26 protein-coding genes are annotated in these 20593 nt (G+C 64.8%); 5 read left to right on the top strand and 21 right to left on the bottom strand.

Annotated features, from left to right (window positions below; all coding sequences use genetic code 11):
• Positions 1–6 precede the first annotated feature (6 nt).
• The 5 genes from KHC19_RS24430 to KHC19_RS24410 are packed head-to-tail and all read right to left on the bottom strand — an operon-like array spanning position 7 to position 5095.
• Positions 7–462: a phage GP46 family protein gene (locus tag KHC19_RS24430; RefSeq protein WP_213356158.1), complete on the bottom strand. Its 456-nt coding sequence runs from the start codon at positions 460–462 to the stop codon at positions 7–9.
• Entirely contained in the window at positions 462–953 is a 492-nt protein-coding gene (locus tag KHC19_RS24425) for a phage baseplate assembly protein V (protein ID WP_213356156.1), read from the bottom strand. The genes KHC19_RS24430 and KHC19_RS24425 overlap by 1 nt, the downstream gene beginning before the upstream one ends.
• On the bottom strand, positions 943–2061 hold the full coding sequence (locus KHC19_RS24420; RefSeq protein ID WP_213356154.1) for a phage baseplate assembly protein: 1119 nt from the start codon (positions 2059–2061) through the stop codon (positions 943–945). The genes KHC19_RS24425 and KHC19_RS24420 overlap by 11 nt, the downstream gene beginning before the upstream one ends.
• A complete protein-coding gene (locus KHC19_RS24415; RefSeq protein ID WP_213356152.1) occupies positions 2058–3254 on the bottom strand; it encodes a DNA circularization N-terminal domain-containing protein in 1197 nt (398 codons plus the stop codon). The genes KHC19_RS24420 and KHC19_RS24415 overlap by 4 nt, the downstream gene beginning before the upstream one ends.
• Entirely contained in the window at positions 3254–5095 is a 1842-nt protein-coding gene (locus tag KHC19_RS24410) for a phage tail tape measure protein (protein WP_213356150.1), read from the bottom strand. Before KHC19_RS24410 ends, KHC19_RS24415 begins: the two co-directional genes overlap by 1 nt.
• Here KHC19_RS24410 and KHC19_RS24405 point away from each other — a divergent pair.
• Entirely contained in the window at positions 5094–5339 is a 246-nt protein-coding gene (locus KHC19_RS24405) for a hypothetical protein (protein ID WP_213356149.1), read from the top strand. The two genes, KHC19_RS24410 and KHC19_RS24405, sit on opposite strands and share 2 nt — an antisense overlap.
• A 131-nt stretch (positions 5340–5470) precedes the next feature.
• Here KHC19_RS24405 and KHC19_RS24400 read toward each other — a convergent pair whose 3' ends face one another.
• From KHC19_RS24400 to KHC19_RS24335, 14 genes are all read right to left on the bottom strand, one after another.
• Positions 5471–5959, bottom strand: a complete 489-nt coding sequence (locus KHC19_RS24400) for a thermonuclease family protein (protein WP_246549464.1) — start codon at positions 5957–5959, stop codon at positions 5471–5473.
• A gap of 135 nt (positions 5960–6094) precedes the next feature.
• Positions 6095–6391: a phage tail assembly protein gene (locus KHC19_RS24395; protein ID WP_213356147.1), complete on the bottom strand. Its 297-nt coding sequence runs from the start codon at positions 6389–6391 to the stop codon at positions 6095–6097.
• Positions 6392–6401: 10 nt separating this feature from the next.
• Entirely contained in the window at positions 6402–6770 is a 369-nt protein-coding gene (locus KHC19_RS24390) for a phage tail tube protein (RefSeq protein WP_213356146.1), read from the bottom strand.
• Between the two features lie 12 nt (positions 6771–6782).
• The gene (locus KHC19_RS24385; RefSeq protein ID WP_213356145.1) at positions 6783–8279 is read right to left on the bottom strand and encodes a phage tail sheath C-terminal domain-containing protein; all 1497 of its coding nucleotides are present in this window, start codon (positions 8277–8279) and stop codon (positions 6783–6785) included.
• 6 nt (positions 8280–8285) lie between these two features.
• Complete coding sequence (locus KHC19_RS24380; RefSeq protein ID WP_213356144.1) at positions 8286–8486, bottom strand: DUF2635 domain-containing protein; 201 nt, start codon at positions 8484–8486, stop codon at positions 8286–8288.
• 10 nt (positions 8487–8496) lie between these two features.
• On the bottom strand, positions 8497–9024 hold the full coding sequence (locus KHC19_RS24375; protein ID WP_213356143.1) for a hypothetical protein: 528 nt from the start codon (positions 9022–9024) through the stop codon (positions 8497–8499).
• Positions 9017–9355 (bottom strand): head-tail joining protein, encoded by a 339-nt coding sequence (locus tag KHC19_RS24370; protein WP_213356142.1) that lies wholly within the window; start codon positions 9353–9355, stop codon positions 9017–9019. Before KHC19_RS24370 ends, KHC19_RS24375 begins: the two co-directional genes overlap by 8 nt.
• On the bottom strand, positions 9355–9687 hold the full coding sequence (locus KHC19_RS24365; protein ID WP_213356141.1) for a DUF2190 family protein: 333 nt from the start codon (positions 9685–9687) through the stop codon (positions 9355–9357). The genes KHC19_RS24370 and KHC19_RS24365 overlap by 1 nt, the downstream gene beginning before the upstream one ends.
• Before the next feature lie 64 nt (positions 9688–9751).
• Positions 9752–11773 carry a ClpP-like prohead protease/major capsid protein fusion protein gene (locus KHC19_RS24360; protein WP_213356140.1) on the bottom strand — a complete coding sequence of 674 codons (2022 nt, stop codon included), beginning with the start codon at positions 11771–11773 and terminating at the stop codon, positions 9752–9754.
• Positions 11751–13226: a phage portal protein gene (locus KHC19_RS24355; protein WP_213356139.1), complete on the bottom strand. Its 1476-nt coding sequence runs from the start codon at positions 13224–13226 to the stop codon at positions 11751–11753. Before KHC19_RS24355 ends, KHC19_RS24360 begins: the two co-directional genes overlap by 23 nt.
• Before the next feature lie 4 nt (positions 13227–13230).
• Positions 13231–13431, bottom strand: coding sequence for a phage head-tail joining protein (locus tag KHC19_RS24350; RefSeq protein WP_213356138.1), 201 nt, complete (start codon positions 13429–13431; stop codon positions 13231–13233).
• Entirely contained in the window at positions 13416–15389 is a 1974-nt protein-coding gene (locus KHC19_RS24345; protein ID WP_213356136.1) for a phage terminase large subunit family protein, read from the bottom strand. The genes KHC19_RS24350 and KHC19_RS24345 overlap by 16 nt, the downstream gene beginning before the upstream one ends.
• Positions 15343–15858 carry a hypothetical protein gene (locus KHC19_RS24340; RefSeq protein ID WP_213356135.1) on the bottom strand — a complete coding sequence of 172 codons (516 nt, stop codon included), beginning with the start codon at positions 15856–15858 and terminating at the stop codon, positions 15343–15345. The genes KHC19_RS24345 and KHC19_RS24340 overlap by 47 nt, the downstream gene beginning before the upstream one ends.
• 298 nt (positions 15859–16156) lie before the next feature.
• A complete protein-coding gene (locus KHC19_RS24335; RefSeq protein WP_213356133.1) occupies positions 16157–16789 on the bottom strand; it encodes a hypothetical protein in 633 nt (210 codons plus the stop codon).
• A gap of 177 nt (positions 16790–16966) precedes the next feature.
• Between KHC19_RS24335 and KHC19_RS26515 the strand changes: the two genes are divergently transcribed.
• Positions 16967–17386, top strand: a complete 420-nt coding sequence (locus KHC19_RS26515; RefSeq protein WP_378296882.1) for a 4-fold beta flower protein — start codon at positions 16967–16969, stop codon at positions 17384–17386.
• Between the two features lie 109 nt (positions 17387–17495).
• The gene (locus KHC19_RS24330; RefSeq protein ID WP_213356132.1) at positions 17496–17669 is read left to right on the top strand and encodes a hypothetical protein; all 174 of its coding nucleotides are present in this window, start codon (positions 17496–17498) and stop codon (positions 17667–17669) included.
• 300 nt (positions 17670–17969) lie between these two features.
• Here the strand turns inward: KHC19_RS24330 and KHC19_RS24325 are convergent, their stop codons facing one another.
• Positions 17970–18983: a hypothetical protein gene (locus tag KHC19_RS24325; RefSeq protein ID WP_213356131.1), complete on the bottom strand. Its 1014-nt coding sequence runs from the start codon at positions 18981–18983 to the stop codon at positions 17970–17972.
• Entirely contained in the window at positions 18980–19285 is a 306-nt protein-coding gene (locus tag KHC19_RS24320) for a hypothetical protein (protein WP_213356130.1), read from the bottom strand. Before KHC19_RS24320 ends, KHC19_RS24325 begins: the two co-directional genes overlap by 4 nt.
• A gap of 220 nt (positions 19286–19505) precedes the next feature.
• On the opposite strand from KHC19_RS24320, the gene KHC19_RS24315 reads away from it, so the two are divergent.
• Positions 19506–19826, top strand: coding sequence for a type II toxin-antitoxin system RelE/ParE family toxin (locus KHC19_RS24315; RefSeq protein ID WP_213356129.1), 321 nt, complete (start codon positions 19506–19508; stop codon positions 19824–19826).
• A complete protein-coding gene (locus KHC19_RS24310; protein WP_213356128.1) occupies positions 19819–20112 on the top strand; it encodes a helix-turn-helix domain-containing protein in 294 nt (97 codons plus the stop codon). The genes KHC19_RS24315 and KHC19_RS24310 overlap by 8 nt, the downstream gene beginning before the upstream one ends.
• Positions 20113–20593 lie beyond the last annotated feature (481 nt).

Below are 20593 nucleotides of genomic sequence, written 5' to 3'. Positions count from 1 at the left end.
GGAGGATCAATCCCAGAGTGTGCGGAAGCGCAGGGCGACCAACTGTTCCGGCCCGCGATAGGCGGTCACGGTGACTTCGATCACCCCGATCTCGGCGCGTACGGCCGATACGTCGAGGCGAGTGCCGATCTTCTCGTCGAGGAACCAGGCGAGGCCGGTGCGCACATAATCCTCGGCGCGCAACCGGACGGCTTCCGTCCACTTCTCGCGGCGGAGCAGCCAGAGTTTGGACCCGATCGGCGGTGCCCCCCAGATGTCGGCCGCCTGCCAGTCCGCCCACCATCCCCGCCGGTCGTCGTCGGTCGGATCGGGCAGCACGTCGTTTTCGTCAGCGAGGGCATCCGTCATCAGCGAGATGACGAAGGCCGTCTCCAGATCCCGGCCGGTGTCGAGTACCGAGCCGTTGAGCAGCCATTCGGCGTGCAGGGTGTCGGGGTTCCACAGGGTGCGAATGTCGGACATCAGACCACCGGCCCCCCGGTGTTGCCGATGCCAGGTTCGACGTCGGAATGGATATGCTGCTTCAGCGATACCCCGTCGGCGATGACGTCGCCGGTGACGACGACGTTGCCGCCCTGGCAGTCGATGGTCAGGTCGCCCGCCGACACGATGGCGATGCCGTCGCGTCCGAGCAGCAGCTTCTGCCCCTGATCGTCATAGAGCGCGACCTCGCCGCCTTGCAGGCCCTTCAGCCGGTAGCGACGATCTCCCACGGCGATGACCACCGCGTGCGAGCGCTTGCCCGTCGGGAACGCCACCAGCGCCTCGGCGCCCTCATGTGGCGCCGCTGTGATGCCATAGGGCTCCCAGTGTTCCACGCCGGATTTGTTCTCGTCGGCCAGCAGGCGGATATCCACCTCCTGCATCTTCCGGCCGCTGTTGGTGCGGGAGATAACGCCACGCGCCATGGTCTGCGAGGCGCGGCGGCGGGTGTCATTCCTCTCAGTTATCATCGCCAACCCTCACAACGCCGTCCCAAGAAAAGCCGCCCCCCTTTGCTCCCTTCGCCCTCTTCTTCTTGCCCTTCCCCTTTCCGCCTGACTTCTTGTTCAGGGCGGAATGCGGGACAAGACGCAGCACGGCGACGGTTCCGCCGTTCTGGCCTTGCCGGAAGGTGACCTCGCGCAACGCCAGGGGGCGGTCGACATAGAGTTTGGGGCTGGCAAGATGGATCGTCTCACCCGGCGTCCAGAGCTTGCCGGGCGCGCGGAACCACCCGAGCACGGTGACATCGGCTGTCAGTTCCGCTCCCTCTCTAACCGCGGCCTCCCAGTCGAGGCGGTCGCGAAGCTCGCGGGTGGTCAGCGGCTCCTCGGGCGCCAGGAGCAGGGGGCGGTAACGTGGGACAGCGCTGTCCGTCCGCGTCTCGGTGATCTCGGAAACCACCTCGCCCCAGGCATCATCCGATCCGCGACGCTGTGACTTGCCCACGTACTTCGAGAAGCGTTTTTCCGATCCGAGAGAGGCCTGCGCCGCGAGGATGTTCTCGCCCTCGACCAGCCAGGCTACCGGGTCGGTCTCCTCTGCCTCGTCGATGACAAGGTTTCCCTCTTCATCGTCGTGCAGCATCACGCCGCGCGCGTCGCACAGATCGGTCAGAGCGCGGACGACGGTCGCGCCGGGATCGATCGAGATATCCTCGAACGGCTCGCCCACGTCCGCCTTGGCCGTCACCCTCACCCCGACCGTGCCAGCCAGGTTGTTGGCGATGGCATCGAGCTTGTAGCCCTTGAAGTTGCCTCCCGGCACAATGGCGCTGCAATCGACCGCATCTGCCGTCTTCGATCTGCCGGCCACCCGGACCGCGCTGCGCGACGCGTCATAGGACGGTTCGACGCGGTCCACGAACCCGGTGATGACCTTCACGCCGCCGAGTTGCACGGTGCAGGCGTCAAAGGGCTTGATTGGCCAGGTCGGCAGCGCGGCCGGTGCAGCTTCCGTGTCCACGACCTCGAGCATGAACCCGGACGAGGCGGCGTCGAAAGCGCGGCGGACCTCGACTGTCTTCCACCCCTCGAACGCCTGCGCGCCGATGGAGAGCCGTGCACGAAGGTTCGTCATGCGGAAAGCGCCTTGAATTCACGTGGCATGAAGCCGGGATGCACGGCGCCGGCATAGGTCGCTACTTCTGCGGCCCGTGAGGCATCCTGCCAAAGCCGGTGCGCGGCGACCACGGCCGGCAGTGTCCCCGCCAGCTTGACGGTCCGCAACGCCGGCAGTGGACGGCCACGCTCCACCAGATCCCGCACCGTCGCAGCAAAGGAGATGCGCAGGGCGGCGAGAAGGTCCGCGTCCCGAGCCGTGGCGGCAATGTCGATTTCCGCGTCGAATCGCGCCGCGATGTCGGCCCGATAGGCGTCGGCTTCGTCGCGGGACGCGAAGTCCATCGAGGCCAGCGCCTTCGCATATTCCAGCAGCCAGATCCGACGGATGAAGTCGACGACGGCGCGATATTCCGGCCCGTCCGAAACCTTCGGCAGGACCGATCCCGCGCTGGCGAACGCCGAAGCGCGGGCCACGGTCGCTTCTCGCTGCTGCTGTGCCAAGTCCCGTTCGGTGGTGGCGCCCTCGGCGCGGGTGGCGTCTGGCAGTTGCAGTGTGTCCGCCAGGCCTTCAGCGATAGTCGGAATGGCTGCGGCCGCCACAAGCACCGGCGCCGGGTTCGAGCGCAGATCCCCGATTGCCAGCCGCATGTGAGCATGGGAGAGCGGATCGACCGGTAACACGTGAAGCGCCGATACCGCGTCACAATGCTCGATCACCGCCTCGTTGGCGATGCGCTGCGCCTCCGGTCCCATGTCGTCGACGGCGGCGGTGAACAGGTCGACGATTGCCGCCGCGACCGCCACCACGGCATTGATGGCCGCGACGCTGGTGACGATGAAGCCGAGCAGACCCGGCGCGTCACCCTTCTCGACAAACGCCATATCGAGCATGACCATCCGGCCATGGTCGACGCTCTCGGTGTTCGTGATGCCGAGGCATTCCACAAGCACTGGCGCCGCGGACGGCAGCGTGAGCAGGCCGGCGCCGTCCACCTCGCAGGCCAGCGCCAGCGCCTCGGCGCGAAGCGCGGCATCCCGTCCGAGCATGAAGGCGCGGAAGGCATAGCGGCGAGCCAGCCGCCCGAAGCTCTCCGCATAGGGGGTGTCGCGCTTCGGGAACTCGTGGACCTCGACGCGCTTCCCGCGCGCCGGGGCCACCTCCAGCACGTGGAAGCGCACCCCCCTGAAAGTTGCCGGCAGGTATGCCATCAGCCAGCCCCCCGATAGCCCATGTCGAGATCCCAATCACCGAACAGTCCGCCGTCGGTGCGCACGTCGGCCTTGGTGCCGGGCGGCGCGTTCTGGAACTTGACGTTCACGGTCGCGGTGCCGCGCTGTGCCGCCGCGTACTGCGGCCGCGTGGTGATCAGCTCCGGCGTCTGGTAGCGCTCGCCGTTCAGCGAGCCATAGCGCCCTCGATACTGCGACGGCGGGCCAACCGGGGGCGGACCACCGGGCGGCGTAGCGGGCGCGCCACCGTCGCCCGGATTGGCCGGCTGACCGCGCGAGCCGTTCGGCGCCGGGTTCTGAACCGACGGCAACGAGAAGGTGAGCGTCGCCCAGAGGGACTTGATGCGCTCGATGACACGCAGGAACGGCCCATAGAGATTGGTGTCGAGCCAACCGCCAAGCCAGGACAGCGCAGCCTCCAGACGTCCACGCAGGTCCGTTCCGAACGTCTCGTCGATGACGCTGAGAAGCCCGCGGACGAGGGCCTTCAGCGCGTCGAAGTTGCCGCCCCAGATGTCCTTGATGGCCCCGAAGATGTCCCCCTGGAACAGCTTGCCGAACCCGGACCAGATTCGTTCGACCCCGGCGGAGAATTCGTCCCAGTTCTTGAGCGCGCCTGCGATGGCCAGGAGGCCGAGGATCACAGGCCATCCACCGGCGGCAACAAGCGCACCACCCGCAGACGTGATCGCGAACCCCACCCGGCCGACCGCCACAGCAAGTTGCACCAACGGCGCCACGAGCGGAGCGGCGATCAACGCCGCAAGTCCACCGAACACAAATTTCCAATTCGCCCCGGCTGTGGTCACGAGGTCGTCAATGCGTTTGAACCCTCGTTCCGTCTGGGCAATGGCGTCCTGTAGATCGAAGCCGGCGAAGGCATCGCGGAGGCCGATCACCGCCTGTTCGAGCTTCAACCCAACCCAGTCCCGATTAACCTCCAACCACTTGGTGAAGTCCTGGATCATGGGCTCCAAGACGGGCTGGAGCTTGGAGCCAATCGATATTCCCAGCCCTTGCCCGGCGATCGATAGTTCCTCTAGGCTGTCTTTCAGAGATTTGGCCCGCTTTACGTCCCCTTCAGGGATGATGATCCCGAGTTGCCGAGCCTTCGCTGCAAGCTCTTCCAAGCCCTGCCTGCCATCCGAAAGCATCGGGACCAGTTGCGCACCGCTCTCCCCGAACAGGGCCAGTGCCATGCGGGCGCGCATCGCCGGATCCTTGTTCTTCTCGAAAGCCTGCGCCAATTGCGGAAGGATCGTTTCCAGCGGCTTGATATGACCTTTTGCGTCCTTCACCGAGACGCCGAGCTTGCGGAACAGCGCGGCGGCGTCCTTGGCCTTGCCCCTGCTCACATCTGCCATGGTCTTCTGGAGCTGCCCGAGGCCGCGATCGAGCACTGCCGACGTCGTGCCGCTGGCGGACGCCGCGTAGCGCCATTCCTGAAGGGCCACGACAGATGTTCCGAGACGGACAGCCATATCGGACGCTTCGGCACCGGTCGTCGCGAAGGACTTTGCGGCGGTGTAGGCAGCGGTGGCGACCGTTCCGAAGTAGGCGGCGGCACTGACCGCCGCCAGCGCAGCAAGAGAGCCGACGGCGGCGAAGTTCCATGCCACTGACTGCAGGCCATGACCGACACCGCCGAGTGACCGACCGACGCCCTGAAACGCGACGCTGACACCGCCAACATCGGCAGCGACCTTCTTGAGGCTTGGGTTACGACTGATACCGGCCATGGCAGCGCCGATTTTGGCGAGCGTCGGCGATACGCGGTCTGTGATTTCGGCTACGCCGCGGATGTCGAGAGGCTGAGTCATGGCTGTGGACCGTCAGCTTTTTCCGTTGCTATGGTTCAGCAAACCGGAGAGAGGCCATGAAAATGCGATGAGCGTCGCCGCTGCAGCAGTGCTTCTCTCGGGCGCTATTTTCGGCACCGAGTTGTCAGCCAATCAAACCGCCTTCATCGCGGCTGTAGATGCTGGCCGCACAGCATATGCGGCGGGAAAAATGACTTCCAAAAAGCTTCGGCTTGCCCCGCCCGTGCAAAGGCATTTTGAATGACATTCAGGCCGCGCCATAAGCCGTTGACCGAGTAATGGCAATGCTCTTCTGGTTCGCTTTAGGGGGCGGGATCATCTTCACCACCATCGTTACGGCGATGCTACGGCACGTCCTCTTGAGGCGCGCGCTGCTCATTGACCATGCCGAGGAGCACTCTCCCCCGCTTGTGCCCTCCATGCCCATGGAGGAAGAAACGGACCTTGCCATATTCCTCGACGAGTCCGAGAGGCTTCAATCTCCTCCGGCACATACACCTCGCTGTAGCGCCGGAACGCCATGGCGTGCCCCTGCTCCACCATCCACTGACCGACGTCAGTCCCGCCTACGGCGCAGGTGGCGATGATCCGCTTGTAGCGGTCACGGCCAGTCGGCTCGCATGAGGCGGTCGCCCGGCCGATCAAGTCTGCGAGGGCAAAGGCCGCTACCTGTCCGCATCGGTAGGAAGCACCATCAGCACGCCGGCACGTCTGGCGGCTTTCTGGGGCGTCGATCCCATTGAGGCGAATGCGCTCGCCGTGGATTTCCAGCGTGTCGCCGTCGATGACCGTCGCTTGACCGCTCAGCGGTTCGGCCGCCGCCGAGGTTCCGAGAAGAATGAGCAGGGCCAGCGCCTTAAGCATCCCCCTGCTTATCACTAAACCGCGACGCCATCGCATGGTCGGCCAGCATCTCGGGCACGGTCTTGGACAGGAACACATCGGGTAGCGTGTTCCAGAACCGCGCCAGATCACAGGCGACCATTTCGATGTCGACGTCTACGACGGGGTGAAAAAAGGGGCGATGGCCGCCGCCATCGGGAGCCAGTCGCCGGGCGGGATCTTGTTCACCGCGAGAGGAGAAAGAGGCGGCGTCGCCAGCAGAGCCGCATATTTTCCGACGCGGTCCATGTGGAAGTCGATCTGCGTGCCGTCGGCGCTCATCACCATGGGGATGTTGAGCCGGCGGATTTCCTCGCCGGTCGGCGGCCGGAACACCACGCTGGTGATCTGATCGCCAAAGCTCTCGACCGGCTTGCTGAAGGTGAAGGGCATGCCTTCGTCAACGTTGCTCATGCTGCTCTCCTCACGCGTTCGGCATCAGTTCGTCGCCGGACAGGCCTTCGAAGCGAAAGGCCACCTGGCCGTCGGCCGGCTGTGCGGTGGCATCCGAGGCGTACCAGGCATTGCGGATGACGATGACGCGGCCGTCCGGCCCCTCGACCGTCACCGTCTCGTCGGTGACGGCGTGCAGATTTTCGATCGAGACGTCGGGCGTGGTGCTGATCTGCCCCGACACATAGGGCACCTTCGGCGTTTCCTTGTAGCCGTGAACGCCGTCGAGGCCGGCGACGCCCTCTCGGGTCGACGAGGTCACGTCGTACTCCAACTCCTTGATCGGGTACTGGCGCGAGCCCACCCGCATATAGGAGACCCCTGCAATTCGCTTTCCCATGGATGCCTCCTATCAGGCCGCGGCTTCGGTCGGGTACTGGAGGCGGAACTGCGCCAGCACCGCGAACACGACCAACTGGTTGACGAGATCCGGCGGGAACAGAACGTTCACCCGGTTCGGATCGGTGCCGTCGCGTTCGACGATCAGTGCTTCCTTGAACGCCTTGGCGTTCTCGACCAACCCGCGGTCTTCAAGGTCGCGATACTGGGCCACCAGCCGGGCACGGATCGTATTCGGGGTGACGATCGCCTGGCCGGGGCCAAAGCGCGTGCCGTCATTCGCCAGCTTGTGGCGGGGATACTCCGAGGTCACGATGGCGCGCAGCTCGCGCAGCACCCGCGTCAGCGTGGCGCGGGTCTCGATGCGGCGATAGGCGCGATCCTCGACGCCATAGCTGTTGTACTTGTAAGTCGTCACCGACGCCTCGACGGCGATCTGATCATCATTCGTCACCGAATGCGTCCAGCCGCCCTGAAGCGCCAGAGCGGCCCGCTCGCCCTTGGTGAAGCGGCTGGGCGCCGGTGCCGGCAACGCGCCGGTGAGCAGTAGGGTCTGGAGCGGCCGGGCCGGGTCGGCGTTCAGCGCCTGGGCAGCCGCCGCGGCGTTGAGCGCAGAGATCTCCCACACCGGCGTCGGCGTCGCCACCTCGAGCATGTCCACCGAGATGGCCGGATCGTTGCGGGTGGCAAGGAAGGTCAGCAGGTCGGCATAGCTGCCGCGCATCGCCGAGAAGCCCCAGCCATAGAGCTGGCGGTCATAGGCCCAGCGCGCCTTGATCAGGTCGCGGAAGGCGTCGAGGGAGGCGCTATCGGTGAACGGGAACGCCTGATGGTCGAACTCCTGATCGCCGAGGTTGGCGATGCCGGTGTCGAGGGTCGGCGCGCCGGTGCCGGAGGCCATGGCGGTGATGGTGAGCGCCAGGCTGGCCGGCAGCGCCTCCCCGCCCTGCGTCCCGCGATAGGAGTGCTCGATGCGGATATCGTTGCCGGTGAGGCCCTTCCACTTCGCGGTCAGAGTGACCGTCGAGGTTGAGGCTACCCCGGTGACCGGCAGCGTGGTCTTGGCGGCGATGGCCGCGGCGATCTTCGTTGCCACCTGCGCGGTGGTGTCGCTCGCCGTCACCAGCACCGGGACGGACTGCCCGGCGATGTAGAGCGGGATGGTGCCGGCAGCCGTCGGCGCGGCAGTCACCGCGATCGTGCCGCTGGCAGCCACGCCGGCCGCCGGCTCGGCCAGCGGCAGCACCCATACCTCGCCGGTGGTGTTGCGACGGCGGAAGGCGGAGAGCATCAGCGCGGCCATGGAGCCGGCGCCGAAAAGCGCCGCGCCCTGGGCATCGCTGCCGACGGGCACCGGCACGTTCACCGCGGCAGAGCCGCCGGCAAGCTTGATGCCCCAGAGCAGCGCGCGATCGGAGATGATGACGCCGCCCGCCTTGGACGGGTCGACTTCAGCCCAGAAGAGAGGGAGCGGCCAATTGCTCGGCACCTCGTTGAAGGAAACGGCCATCGCTCATCACTCCTTGGCTTTGGCGGGCTTGGACGGATCGGCCGGCGGATCGGTCTCGACCACGCTGCCATCGCCGGAATCGGGAAGGCGCCGCATGAGGAACTGGTCATGCGGCCACCAGTCGCCGGTCGCGGGCAGGGTCTGCATGGTGTCGGGATGCACGACGACGAGGCCCGGCTGAGCGGGTTTCACGAACAGGGATTTCATGGGGGCGTCCTCAGTCTCGGGGGTAGTCGGTGCCGAATGTCGGCTGCGTGTCGTCGGGTAGCTTCCCGCGCAGGGCGTCGAACTGGTGCGGGCTGGAGGCGCCGAAATCTTCGCGCCAACGGCACGTCATGGTGATACCGGCATCGCCGATCAGAGCCTCGCCGCCCGGCGTCGTCGAAAGGACGGTGTCGATCTCTCCCACGGCTTCCAGCTCGGACAGCCAGGCCGCATCATTCATCAGCGTGGCGACGGCGATTTCTGCCTGATCCAGCAGGCGCGCCTCAAGATCTTCAGGTGTCCGCGCGACGTGGCGAAGCACGATCACGATCGTTCCGTCACAGACGTAGCCGGGCGGGCCGATGTTCGCCGAGCCCTCGGAACGCCGCTGCACCCGCTGCGCGCTCACTATGACCGCCGGCAGATCCGTGGCCTCCGTCGGGAGCACGGCGGCGCGGGTCACGTCACTGCGGCGCTTCAGCGCCGTATTGCCCGCGAGGCAATCGGCTGTCCGGTCCCGCAGCGCCTTGAGTTCACTCATCTTCGAACCCCGTCAGCCGATGCAGGAACACCGTGGCGCCGCCCTGGCCGTCCGACTTGACGTCGCTCACCCCGAACCAGTCGAGGATTTCGGGGCCGCTGATGGCGATCTGATCGCCCTTGATCGGTTGGCGGGGCCATTCGGAAAGGCGGATCCCGAGCTGCGGCGAGGTGGTGACGTGGGAGGTGCCGCTTTCGTCCAGCACCTCCACCGCCTTGTTGTCGAAGATCCCGCGCGCCGTGTAGTCGGTGCCGTTCTTCGGCCGCACCTGCACCGGGCGGGCGAACACGCCCATGCAGGTGCGCAGCACGACGCCCGAGAAGTCGATCATCAGACGGTCGGCAGCAGCTTGACGGGCACGGTGGTCGCGTCGGAAGCCAGCGCCGCCGAGGCCCAGCAGCGGCCGATCAGGGTATTGCCCGACGCGGTCGTGGTGACGTTGCTGTTGGCCGCGCTCCAATAGACCTTGACGCCGGGATTGATGGCGCCGGTGGCCTTCGGAAGGTCGTACACGAGATCTACAGAGAGGATCAGTGTCTCGCCGGCCTTGCAGGTGTTGAAGGCGACGCCGACAGTATCGCCGACGATGACAAGCGAGCCGGCGGTGGTATCTGCGGCGGCGGTGACCTTCAGGGTCTTGCCGTCCTGAACAAGGTTCTTCATCGGACTGTCTCCGGTTGGAAAGGGAAAGGGCGACCCGAAGGCCGCCCAAGGGGATGCAGCCCGATCAGGCGACCGGGATTTTGCGCAAGCCGCGGTAGCCCCACGCCTTCACGCCGAAGTCGGAACGGACCTTGAATTCGACGCCGTCGATCTTCCAGCCGTCCTGCTGCTCCAGCAGCGGGGACTCGTTGCCGTCGAGGTACATGACCTCGACAGTGTCGAAGGCGTTCGGATCCGCGGCGAGATAGGTGGCCAGGGTTCCGCTGGAGAGATCCAGTTCGGCATCCGCGATCGGCACCACTTCGCCAGCTACCTTGCTTGGGACGCTCGGATTGGCTTGCCCCAGCTCGGTCGCAGACAGGAAGATCTGGCGCACCGCAGCATAGTGCTCCATCGGAGTCAGCACGTACTTCGGCGAGATGCCGAGCGTTACGTCACCTTCCTTCTGCTTGCGCATCGCCGCAAGCGACTTGGCGTAGACGTCGGAGGTGACGCCGACATTGCCGGCACCGGCGGCGAGGTTGCCGTGGGTGGCATGGAAGAGTGCCACGCTGTCGGCCATCGCCGGGTTCGTGTTCAGTACGCCATAGACCAGCTTGTTGATGGTGCGCCGGGCCGCGGCACCCATCTTCATGGGCGTACGGGTGAAGACACCCATGTCGTCGTTGATGATGGCCTGTCGGCTGATCTTGAACAGCTTGCCATAGGTGCCGATCGCCCCGGTCTCGCCGCGCTCGCCGAAGCTAGCGTACTGGTACTCCTCACCCTCCTCGACCTTCGAGAGGATAGGGAAGAAGCCGGTGTCTGCACGCGTGGTCAGCTTGAAGTCTCCGAGCGAACCCTTGGCAGTCCAAAGCTGATAGGTGGTCTCAGCTTCGGTATAGCCTTTGAGCATGGCCTTGTTCGCCACGTTGCTCAGCACCAGCGGGAAGTCGGAGGTACCGTGCATGGCCGTGGGGGCGGCGGTGAAGGCCGCACCGACCATCGCGAGCACATCGTGGCTGGCCGGCTTGACGCCAGCGTGCTGGAGGCTGGCGCGTGCCAGCTCGGTGAGCTTGTAGGAGGTGAACTCATTCGCCTCGCCGCCGGCCAGGCCAGCCTTGCCGAGTAGCGCCTTTTCCATGCCGATGCGGAAGCGGTCGCGGGCGTCGCCGGTCACCGCCGCCTGATGCGGGCGAGATTCGGGACCGTTCTTGTCCTGCGCATTGCAGATCTCGGTAAGGATCAGGTCGGCCGCGTGCTCGGGCGTCTTGGCCTGGGCAACGATGGCCTCCGCTTGTTCAATGGTCAGGTTGGCAGCACGGCAGCGCGCCAGCACCTGCACCGCGAGCGGGCGGGTATCGGCCGCCGGCACGGGCGGGACGGGCGCCGGAGCCGGTGCGGGCGTGGTGGAGACGGGAGCGGGGGCCGGCTGGGCGGCCGCGTTCGGCATGGTCATGGTGACCTCCTGTTGAGCGGCGGCTGCCGCGGGGTGGTTCTTCGGGAAAGGTTTGGAAAAAGGCGCGAGGGTTTCAGGCGCCCGCGAATAGATCGCGTAATTCCACGTCGAGGCGTCGGTGGACTCGGCGTCATCGGTGCTGGTGGCGAAGCCTTTGGCCACGGCTTCCTCGCCGGTGAACCACGTCTCGGCTTCCATCATCTGCGCCGTCTCGGCACGCGCCAGGCCGGTGGACTTGGCGTAGAGGTTCGCCATCTGCACGTCGATCTTGTCGAGCAGGTTGGCGGACTTCTGCAGATCCCTCTTCTGCCCCCATGCGATGGTCGAAGCATTGTGGATCATCAGCAGCGCGCCAGTGCGCATGATGCGCTCGGCGCCGGCCATGGCGATCACCGAGGCGGCAGAAGCGGCCACGGCATCGACCACGATGGTCACCTTGCCGTCATAGCCCTTGAAGGCGTTGTAGATGGCGATGCCCTCCCAGGCGACGCCACCACCGCTGTTGATGCGTGCGGTGACGTCGGCACCGTCGAGCCCGGCGAGCGTGTGAATGACGTCGGCCGCAGTGAAGCCAGCGTCATCCCAGATCGAGCCGCCGACAGGCCCATAGAGGACCATCTCGCCGTCAACGAGCAGGTTTTTGGGCATTCTCATTTCCTGTCTGCTGGGCGGCGCCGGCCTTCAAGGACCGGCGGCCGTCGCTGTCGAAGGCGAGCTTCATGCTGTCCGCGCGCTCATTGTCAGCGGCGTTCTCGGCATCGATCGCTTCAGGGTCGTATCCGAGCTTGCGCACCTCGGTGGACCGGCTGGAAAGGCCGGAACGGATGGCGTCGCGGATGGCGGGAATCTCGTCGACCGGCGAGATCATCTCCCGCCGCGGTGGCGTCCAAGACCAATCCAGCCCCTCGGACGAGCCGAGCCGGACAGCCACCGCCTCCATTGTCCAGCGCTGCACCGGACGGCACAGGCTGGGGATCATCATGTGGTTCTGCCAGGCGGCGACGTTGCGCTGAAATTCAAGCCAGCCCATGCGGCCGGAGCTGAAATTCACGTCGGCATAGTTGCCGTACAGGCCCTCATAGGTCAGGCCGAGGCCGGCGGCGATCTCCTGCCCGATGGCCCGCATATAGGGGCCATAGTCCCCAACCTGCGGCGGGGTGCCGAAGGTGACCTCCTCGCCCTGGCGGAGATATTCGACAATTCCCGGCCCAAGCGCGGTCAGGCGGTCGTCACCATCGACGTCCTCCAGATCATCCGGGTCCTGCTCTTCGTCGCCTCCTTTCACGAAGGCGGCGTAGCAGGCCGCGATCTTGAAGCGCATCAGATGCGCGTCGGAGGCGTCCGCCTGATCCCGCATGCGCATGATCACCGGCGCGAACCAGCTGGCGCCGCGCATCTGGCCGGCACGATCCTGCCGGTAGACGTGCGCGACTTCCGACGCCGGGATGCGGCGCGACTGCGGCAGCGTGTAGCGCGACCAGGCGCCGGGGTGCTCGTCGAACAGGTGATAAGCCACCCGACGGCCAAGCAGATCGAACTCGATGCCTTGAACAGCGAAGCCGGTCCCGATCGGTCCGTCGATGCTGGTGTCGAGGTGGTCGATCTCCAGCACCTGCAACTGGAAGGGCAGCGGCAGGCGGTCCTCAGGACGGCGCCAACGGCGACGCACCAATACCTCACCATCCACGGCGACGGCCGCGACGATCCCCGCCTCTATGCCGTAGAGATCCGTTCGGCCGTTGGCGTCGATGTTCGGCGTATCCAGATGCTCGATCAACAGCGGGTCGACCCGCTTGACGAAGCCGTCCCGCCCCCTGATCGCGGGCACGATGCCGGTGCCCACCACGTTGTTGGCGATCATCTGCTGCGCCCGCGCCGCGATCGGCACGTTGCGCACCATGTCGCGCGCTACGTTGCGGAGGACGACGCCAGCCTTCCCGATCTCGGCGTCGGCAGACGTGCCAACGGCACGCCAACCGGCAGAGCGGCGGGATTTGGTGGCACCGTCGAAAGCGGCGCGCACCTGCCGACTGAACGCCACGCGCGCAGGGTTACGCTCGCGCCGGGCTTGCCCGCCACGCCACCAATCAAACCATGCCATGCGATCAGGTCCCGCTGCTGTATACGGCGTAGCGGCGGCGACGGCGCGGGCGACCCGCGGCCTGCGCCTCCAGATCGGCCAGCACGTCGCGCATTTCCTTCAGGCTACGGTATTCCACCGTCTTGCCGTCATAGGTCACACGCTGCGCGCCCAAGGCTATGGCCTCGCGCAGAGCTTCGACCCGCTCGCTCACCGTGCTAGCCATTCCGAATTCCTGCCTATCCAGCCGCTCGAGCGGCGAGGTCGTTTCCTGCGCTTCACTGCCGACACCGGCGTATCGTCGCTGATCTCTTCAACCACCGCGTCCGGCTCGCCCTCGTCATCGCTGGCAACTGGCGCGCTGGCCGCCGGTCGACGCCGGGGGCCGAGTTTCACGGACGTCGACAGGCGCGCTGCCAACGCGAGAACGAAGGTGTCTAAAGCCTCGTTACGTTTGCCCTTCGGCAGGTCCCACACCCGATAGGGGCGGCCCTGCTTGTAGCGGGTCACCACCTGCTCGGCGGTGAGCTGTGCGAAATACTCGGCGTCGAATCCATCAGCCGCCGGAAAATGCACATAGCCGGGCCGGCGCTGCTCCTCGCCCTGAAGCTGGATCTTCAGCCGGCCGTAGATCGAATCCTTCGCCGTATCGACGCCGATCCCAAAGAACGGCATCGAATGTGTCTTCGATCTTGTGCCGCGCTTCGGCCAGACCGGACGCGGCCCGGCGATGCCTTTGGTGGCGTAGACCGCCTGGCGCCGATATCGCTTCGCGTAGCCCAGTACCTCGGCCGTGTGGTGACCGCCCATGTCGATGCAGCAGGCCTTCACCCGCAACGTTCGGCCGGTGTCGGTCACCAGCAATTCGCGTCGGAAGGCGGTCAGCTTGTTCCAGACATCCTGTTGCGACGGGTCACCGAGGATCACTTCGTACCGGCACGGCCAGCTTTCTTCGCCTTCGCCCCACGCGAGCCATTGCAGTTCGAGCCGGTCGCCCTGCGTGTCGACGCCCATCGTGATCAGTTGGACATCGTCCGGTAGGCTGTCGTGATCGAATGTCTCCAGCCGCTGCATGAAGGCATCGGGGTCGATTGTCTCGCCCTGCTCCGCCCAGCTTTCGCCCAAGACGGTGTTGATGAACGGCTGAAGCAGTTCAGGCAGTCCGCGGCACTCGACAAACTCACGCACCAGGCCAGGCAGACCGTCCTCCAGCAGCTTCGAATACAGCGCGTTGAACCGGAAGCCGGCGACACCGGAGAACGGCTTTGTTGCCTCCCACTTGCGATTGTCGATCGCAGTGAGGCGGTCCTCTTCCGTCCACGACTCGCCACAGGCTTCGCACTGGTAGTGCGCGGTATCGGGCAGGTGTTCACCCGTCTCGGTCTTGTCCCACTTCACCTGCTCCCAGCGGAGCGATTGATACGCGTCGCACAGCGGGCACGCGACGTAGCAGATGCGCATGTCGGACCGCTCATATTCCCGCTCGATGCGAGAGAATCCCTTTCGCGTCGGCGTCGATCCGCCAAGCGTCTTGCGGTTCCAGAACGTCGCCTGGCGCTTGCGTGCCAGCTTTATCGGGTCGCCTTCCGTCCCCGCCGACACCGGGTAGCGGTCAACCTCGTCATAGATCACCACCCGCTTGGGTCGGGATGCGAGGCCTGCCGGCGCGTTGGCGCCGACCATGTCGATCTGTCCGCCAGGGAACGCCTTGTGCAGGATCGAATTACCGGAGTTCCGCGACTTCGGGTCGGCGATCAGGCCGCGCAGCGCCGGAGTGTCGCGGACCATCGGGGCCAGGCGGTCTTTCGACCAAGCCTCGGCCATCTCGACCGTCGGCTGCACCACGAGGATGCTGGTCGGGTCCTGATGCACAAAATAGCCGGCGGCGTTGTTTACCACCTCTGTCCAGCCGAACTGCGAGGGCTTTAGCACCCACGCCTCTTTCACGGCCGGATCGGTGATCGCCTCCATGATGTCGCCCAGGATAGGCTGGCGTTCAGTTCGCCACTTGCCGGGCCGAGCCGACGTTTCGCGCGACAAGCGCCGATATTCATCCGCCCATTCTTTGAGGCCGAGCTTCGGAGGAGGCCGAAGTGCGGCCAGCGCCTCGGAGACGATCTGCCGGAGGCCGGCATGGTCACGAACCCGGATCGCTGCCGTCGTCATCCCGTTCGACATCGACATCAGCCCCGGACAGGGCCTCCAGTGCTTCCTGCACCCGGTCCCGCAAAATGCTCTCGATCTGGGCCGTGGTCTTCTTCCCGCCCAGCAGCGGCGCGGTGTCCGCCGGCATCGCCAGCAGCACGCGCTTTATCTCGTTGCAGATCTGCTCCCACGTCGAGCCGACATCGGCCGCGGGGATCAGTTCGCCGCGGGTAACGGCGTTCTCCATCGCCTTGGCGTCCGCCTGCTCTTTTGCCAGCCGCGCCCGCTCGCTCTCCAGCGACAGAGCACTTTCCGGGTTGAGCATCCGGCCTGCCGCCTGGGCGCGCAGGTGCTGGATATAGGCCACGGTGCAGGCGTGGAGATCGTACCGGCCACGAGCCTCGGGCTGGAAAATCCCTTTCCCAACCATCTGCGAGACGGCGCCCTGCGAGAGGTCAATGCGCTCAGCCAGATCAGTCTGCGTGCCCCAGAATTCACCGTCGGCCATCGGCGCGCCTATCCAATAGAGCCATACGATAGAAAATTATTATTACCCCTTAGGAAATTCTTGGCGCTAGGGCGAGCCCATGCCTCCGAAACACCCATACCCACCCCCGGCCCGGAAGGACCCGACGAAAGAAAGTTGCGCGCGGCGGGCATGAGCGGTCATTTTCTTACCCGATCGATAGGCTTTCTCTATCGCAATTTTATTTCCTGACTGGCAGCGCCACGGTCACATTCTGTCGTAACGCAACTTTATTGCGTCTGCATATCGTATACCACGAATGGGCTATGTGGCTTCCGCCTTACCCCGGCCCCTTGGTCCCCTCGTGCATGGCGAAGCGGGCCATGACGTGCATCACCGCCTCGGTCACCTTGTCGGGCAGGGTGGAGCGCACAGTGGCTTCGAAGATGGCGGGGAAGTCGTAGCGCACGATGTACTTCATGCTCGGGCTGTAGAGCGCCAGGAGCCGGATCGTCGTGTTCTCGTTCGTGCGGCGCCAGATGCCGGCGGGCCGGTTCTTGCCCTTGGGCTTGCCGCTAAACACGCGACGCCTATCGCCCATCAGCGCTTTGAGGGCGCCGCGCCCGACGTTGCCATAGGAATTCCGTTTGATGAACGGGGTGGCCAGCACCTTGGCACCAACCGGCGAGCGGGTACCGCCAGCGACGTTGATGCCCAGGTATGCCGCCTGTCGGTCCTTGATGAACACTTCGAACCGGAGCTGCCCTTTGTTCGCCGGGGTGAAGCCGACGCCCTGCTGCGTGAACGGCGTTGGGCGATCGAGTGAAGTTGAGAGCGCCTTCTTCTCGGCCTCGACCGTCTCCCGCATCGTCCATGTCATGGCGGTGGCGAGTGCATAGGGAATTTGTTTGGATGTGGCGCCGAGGGCACGAGCCTTCCTATCCCACTCCTTGAGGTCGAAGCGGACTTGCATCAGAACATCCCTAGCACGTCACGCCAGATCCACACATGGCCAAGCTTGCCGGAATTGGCAAATATATTTCAGGACAATTGGGCGATCACAGCATTCTCGCTTGCAGATCATGTTGGGCGGCTGCGATAACTCACGCCTAAGAACTATTATTCAACTCTAGAAAAGGGAGGGAGATAATTGGATTTCTACGATAAATTCGGAACAGCAGCCGTATACGCCAAAGCTAACTACTTGATTACCTGGGAGGGCAAGCCCGTGGCACTGATCTCGCGCAATGCTCTATTCTCAATGCGCGGAACTCATATCGGCTTCATCAGCAGCGGATGGATTAGGGATAGGCACGGTGATGCGATTGCATGTGCCCCGACCCGGCGCGGGGTCGGCCCGATGACGCCAATTCGCGCTGTGCCCCCGGCGAAGGCGATTGCAGCTACGCCGCCGACGCCGGAGTTCTTGCCGGACGCACCAGAAATGCCGAAACCGAGATCGTCATGGTCTGCAATTTCAATCGCTGACTTCTTCGAGGATAGACCCGCGCGAGGCGGCCGCCTCAATTCAATTCTCCCTTGGCCCGCAGGAGGTCCACGGCCCGCCTAATCGCCAGCCGTTTCGTTCCCCATCAGCGCCCTCGCCGCTCGCTCTTGGCGATATTCGGTGCCAGCAATGGCACGTTGCCCGCGTTGGTACATTGGGATAACGCAGACCGATGATCGTGAAACTGAAAACTCTTCGCACCCGGCTGCTCACCGCCCAGCGCGAACTCATCACCATCGCAGCGAATGCCGACACCATTCCGGCCGACAACGTGATGCGGAAGATTGCCGATCTCGAAGTGACGATCGGCGCCATCGAAACCATGATCGAAGAAAACGAGAAGTGAACACCGAGGAGCAACCCGCGCCCGGACCCGCGCCATACCGCAGCATGGGGATCCGGGCGCAGTCACCGCAGCGGAGGAGTCGCCGCAGGTGAAACGGAGACGATGCTTCCAGCGCCCCAGCCTTGCGGCTCGCCTGGGTATCGGTGCATCGTCTTTGGGGTATCGGGACAGTCCGCATGTGGGTGCCGAGTATTCGTACCGGCCCTGCGAGCGCCCCGAATCTGCAAGCCCGCGGTCTCGCCGCGGGCGCAACTTTGACTTCTATTTGAAGTATAGCACCGCTGACGTACTTGACGTACGTCAGGCCGCTTGGCGTCTCGTGATGACGCCATAGAAAATTGCAAGTTCGTGCAACCCGAGGTCCAGCCGCTCAGCCGCCTGCGCTTCAGCCCGTGCACCGGCACTGTAGCGACCAACAGCCGCTCCGGCCTCTGCCAGCGTCCGGCCCTCAATCACCACGGCGTCGATCACAGGTGAAAACCTGTCGCCCATTGCCCTGCGCGCAGCTCTGTAGCGCTCCAGCGCCCGCGTCGCCGCCTCGCTCCCGAATAGCCCGCCGGCTGCCGTGCCTGCGCCGGATCCACCATCGACCTGTTCCCGGCCATAGTCGATGGCGCCGAGAGGCGCCAGGCCGGCGCTGTGGTGATCCTGACGGTAGCGCAGGCCAGCGGCGTACAGAGACTCGTTCAAATCTGGATTGCGATCAAGCTGGCCGCGCTTCCACATCCGTTCGAACCCCTCGACCAAACGGCGTGCGCCGGGCGCGGCGTTGTCGTTCTCGGCGCTCGCGGCGCGCACATCACCGAATGCGGGCATGGTGATCCCCTTCACCACGACAACCGGACGCTTCGCTGCTCCCCACCAACACCGCGCGACGTCTTCGATACCTGCCGCGAGCGGTGCCAGGTTGTCGAGATCGGCCACGGGCTGCCTGCAGGCCAAGGCGTGGCATACAGCCACGCGACGGGTCTTGCTGCGGACTGCCATGACGGTCTCGTCGACCTTGGCGGCGATCTCCCGGCGGGGCTGCGTCACGCGGCTCCACCTACCGTCCTTATCGCGCCAATCGTAGCGTCCGGGGTCCCGAAGCGTCGCCGATCCGACAGTGAACATCTTGTTCAGAATGTCGGCCGCGTCCCGACCTGTGTCGTCGATGCTGCCCTCATGATGCAGTCGGGTAATGAGCCGGGCGGGCTCGATTGCCACTTCTCCGGTCTTGTCGAGGGCGTCGTTCATGGCATCCGTCGGGTCATAGGAGATGGCATCTTCGGCGAGGCTGTCGAGGCTGATCATGTCGGGAGCGGACTTGCTCATGCGGCAATCCCGACGGCGCGAGCTGCGGCAATGCCATCCCCGCGGGCGGCCTCAGCTGCGGCAGGCGTTGAGTGCAGCGAGCAGTCGAAATCGCCGGTCTCGGATGTCGGCCAGACGGCCGCCCAGCGGGGATAGCCGTGAAGGCTGAAGCCCTCGAGTACAGCACCATCGTCGGGAAGCTGGCCATCCTCAATGGTGGAGTACTCCGGCAGAGTGCGACCAAACCGCAGGTCGTATTCGATGACGTCGGACAATTCGTGGCGCGAGAATGCGCCTTCGGCCCTCGGATGAGTGATGCGCACATGCGCCTCCATGACCTGGTTGATGACGGTGTGCGGCTTTGAGGTGATGTCCTAGATGTAGTGCTCTTGGGTGTGTGGCGCTACTGGGGATGGCACGCGAGGCGGGGCGTGACGCACAGGACGTCGCCGATCCCAGATTGGTCAGGCGGCCTTGCTCAATGTGCGTCATTGGCGTACATTGAGGATTGACACCTGTACGTCATTGGCGTATAGATGGGACATGAAGATTGTTCGCACCAGCGCATTCGATCGCAGTGTGGCCAAGGCAGGCGCGAGCAGGGCCGAGGTTGATGCGCTTGAATTGGCGCTGGCCGCCAACCCCGATGCCGGCGACGTTATCCCCGGCATGCACGGTGCCCGCAAGGTGCGCTTTGCGATGCGAGGAAAGGGCAAGCGTGGCGGTGGCCGATGCATTTATGTGGTGATGCGATCTGACGACATGGTGTTCCTGCTTTTGGCCTATGCGAAAGCGGATCAGGAAGACATGACCCAGGCCCAGCGCCAGCGCGTTGCGGCCCTGATGGAGGCGATCAATGAGTAAGCTTGGCGACGATCTGATAGAATCCCTGGAAGAGGTGCTGGCCTACAAGCGCGGGGAGATCGCGCTGCCCACACGTACCGTGAGTCCCCTTCCCCCTGCGCGGATCAAGGCCATTCGCAAGCGTGTGGCCAAGAGCCCGAAGGAATTCGAGCGCCGCTTTCATGTTCCTGCCCGCACCATGGAGGGATGGGAGCAGGGCCGTCGCCAGCCAGACCCGGCTGCGGTAGCCTTGCTTCGGGTGATCGAGAAGAACCCCGACGCCGTCGAGGCCGCGCTGGCCGATTGATTGTGGCGGACGGTCAAGCCGCCATCTGCAGATCGTTGTCATTGGCCACCCTACCTGCCGCCAGCCATTCCTCGACGGTGGCCTCTACGAGGTCGGCGCACTCGTCTTCGCTGGTGGCGTGGGGAATCTGGGTCGATGGGCCGCGACGTCGACGGCGTGGCGGCCGAGACGTTTGTCCGCACGATCGCCCGGCGGGTCGATGAGGCCATGGACCGCTGCTAGCCGCAAAAAAGAAGCCGCCGGCGGAGACCGGCGGCTTCCAGAGATCGCAATCCCCGGCAGGACACCGGAGACTTGAAGGTAGCAGCCGTGCGGCACGGCGGGAAGCGATAGCTGCCAGTGCGATGTTGATGGAGCCATGTTCGCCATGTTCGCGCAGGGATACCCTCACGCGAAAACCACCCTCGCGGGACACCCCCCTGCTGTTTATGACCATACCTTATATATAATATATTGATATATATAGATATTTTACAATAAA

Source organism: Ancylobacter oerskovii (assembly GCF_018390555.1).
GTDB classification, from domain to species: Bacteria; Pseudomonadota; Alphaproteobacteria; order Rhizobiales; family Xanthobacteraceae; genus Ancylobacter; species Ancylobacter oerskovii.
The sequence above is the reverse complement of the archived record's forward strand: the minus strand, read 5'-3'. Positions and strand labels throughout refer to the sequence as shown.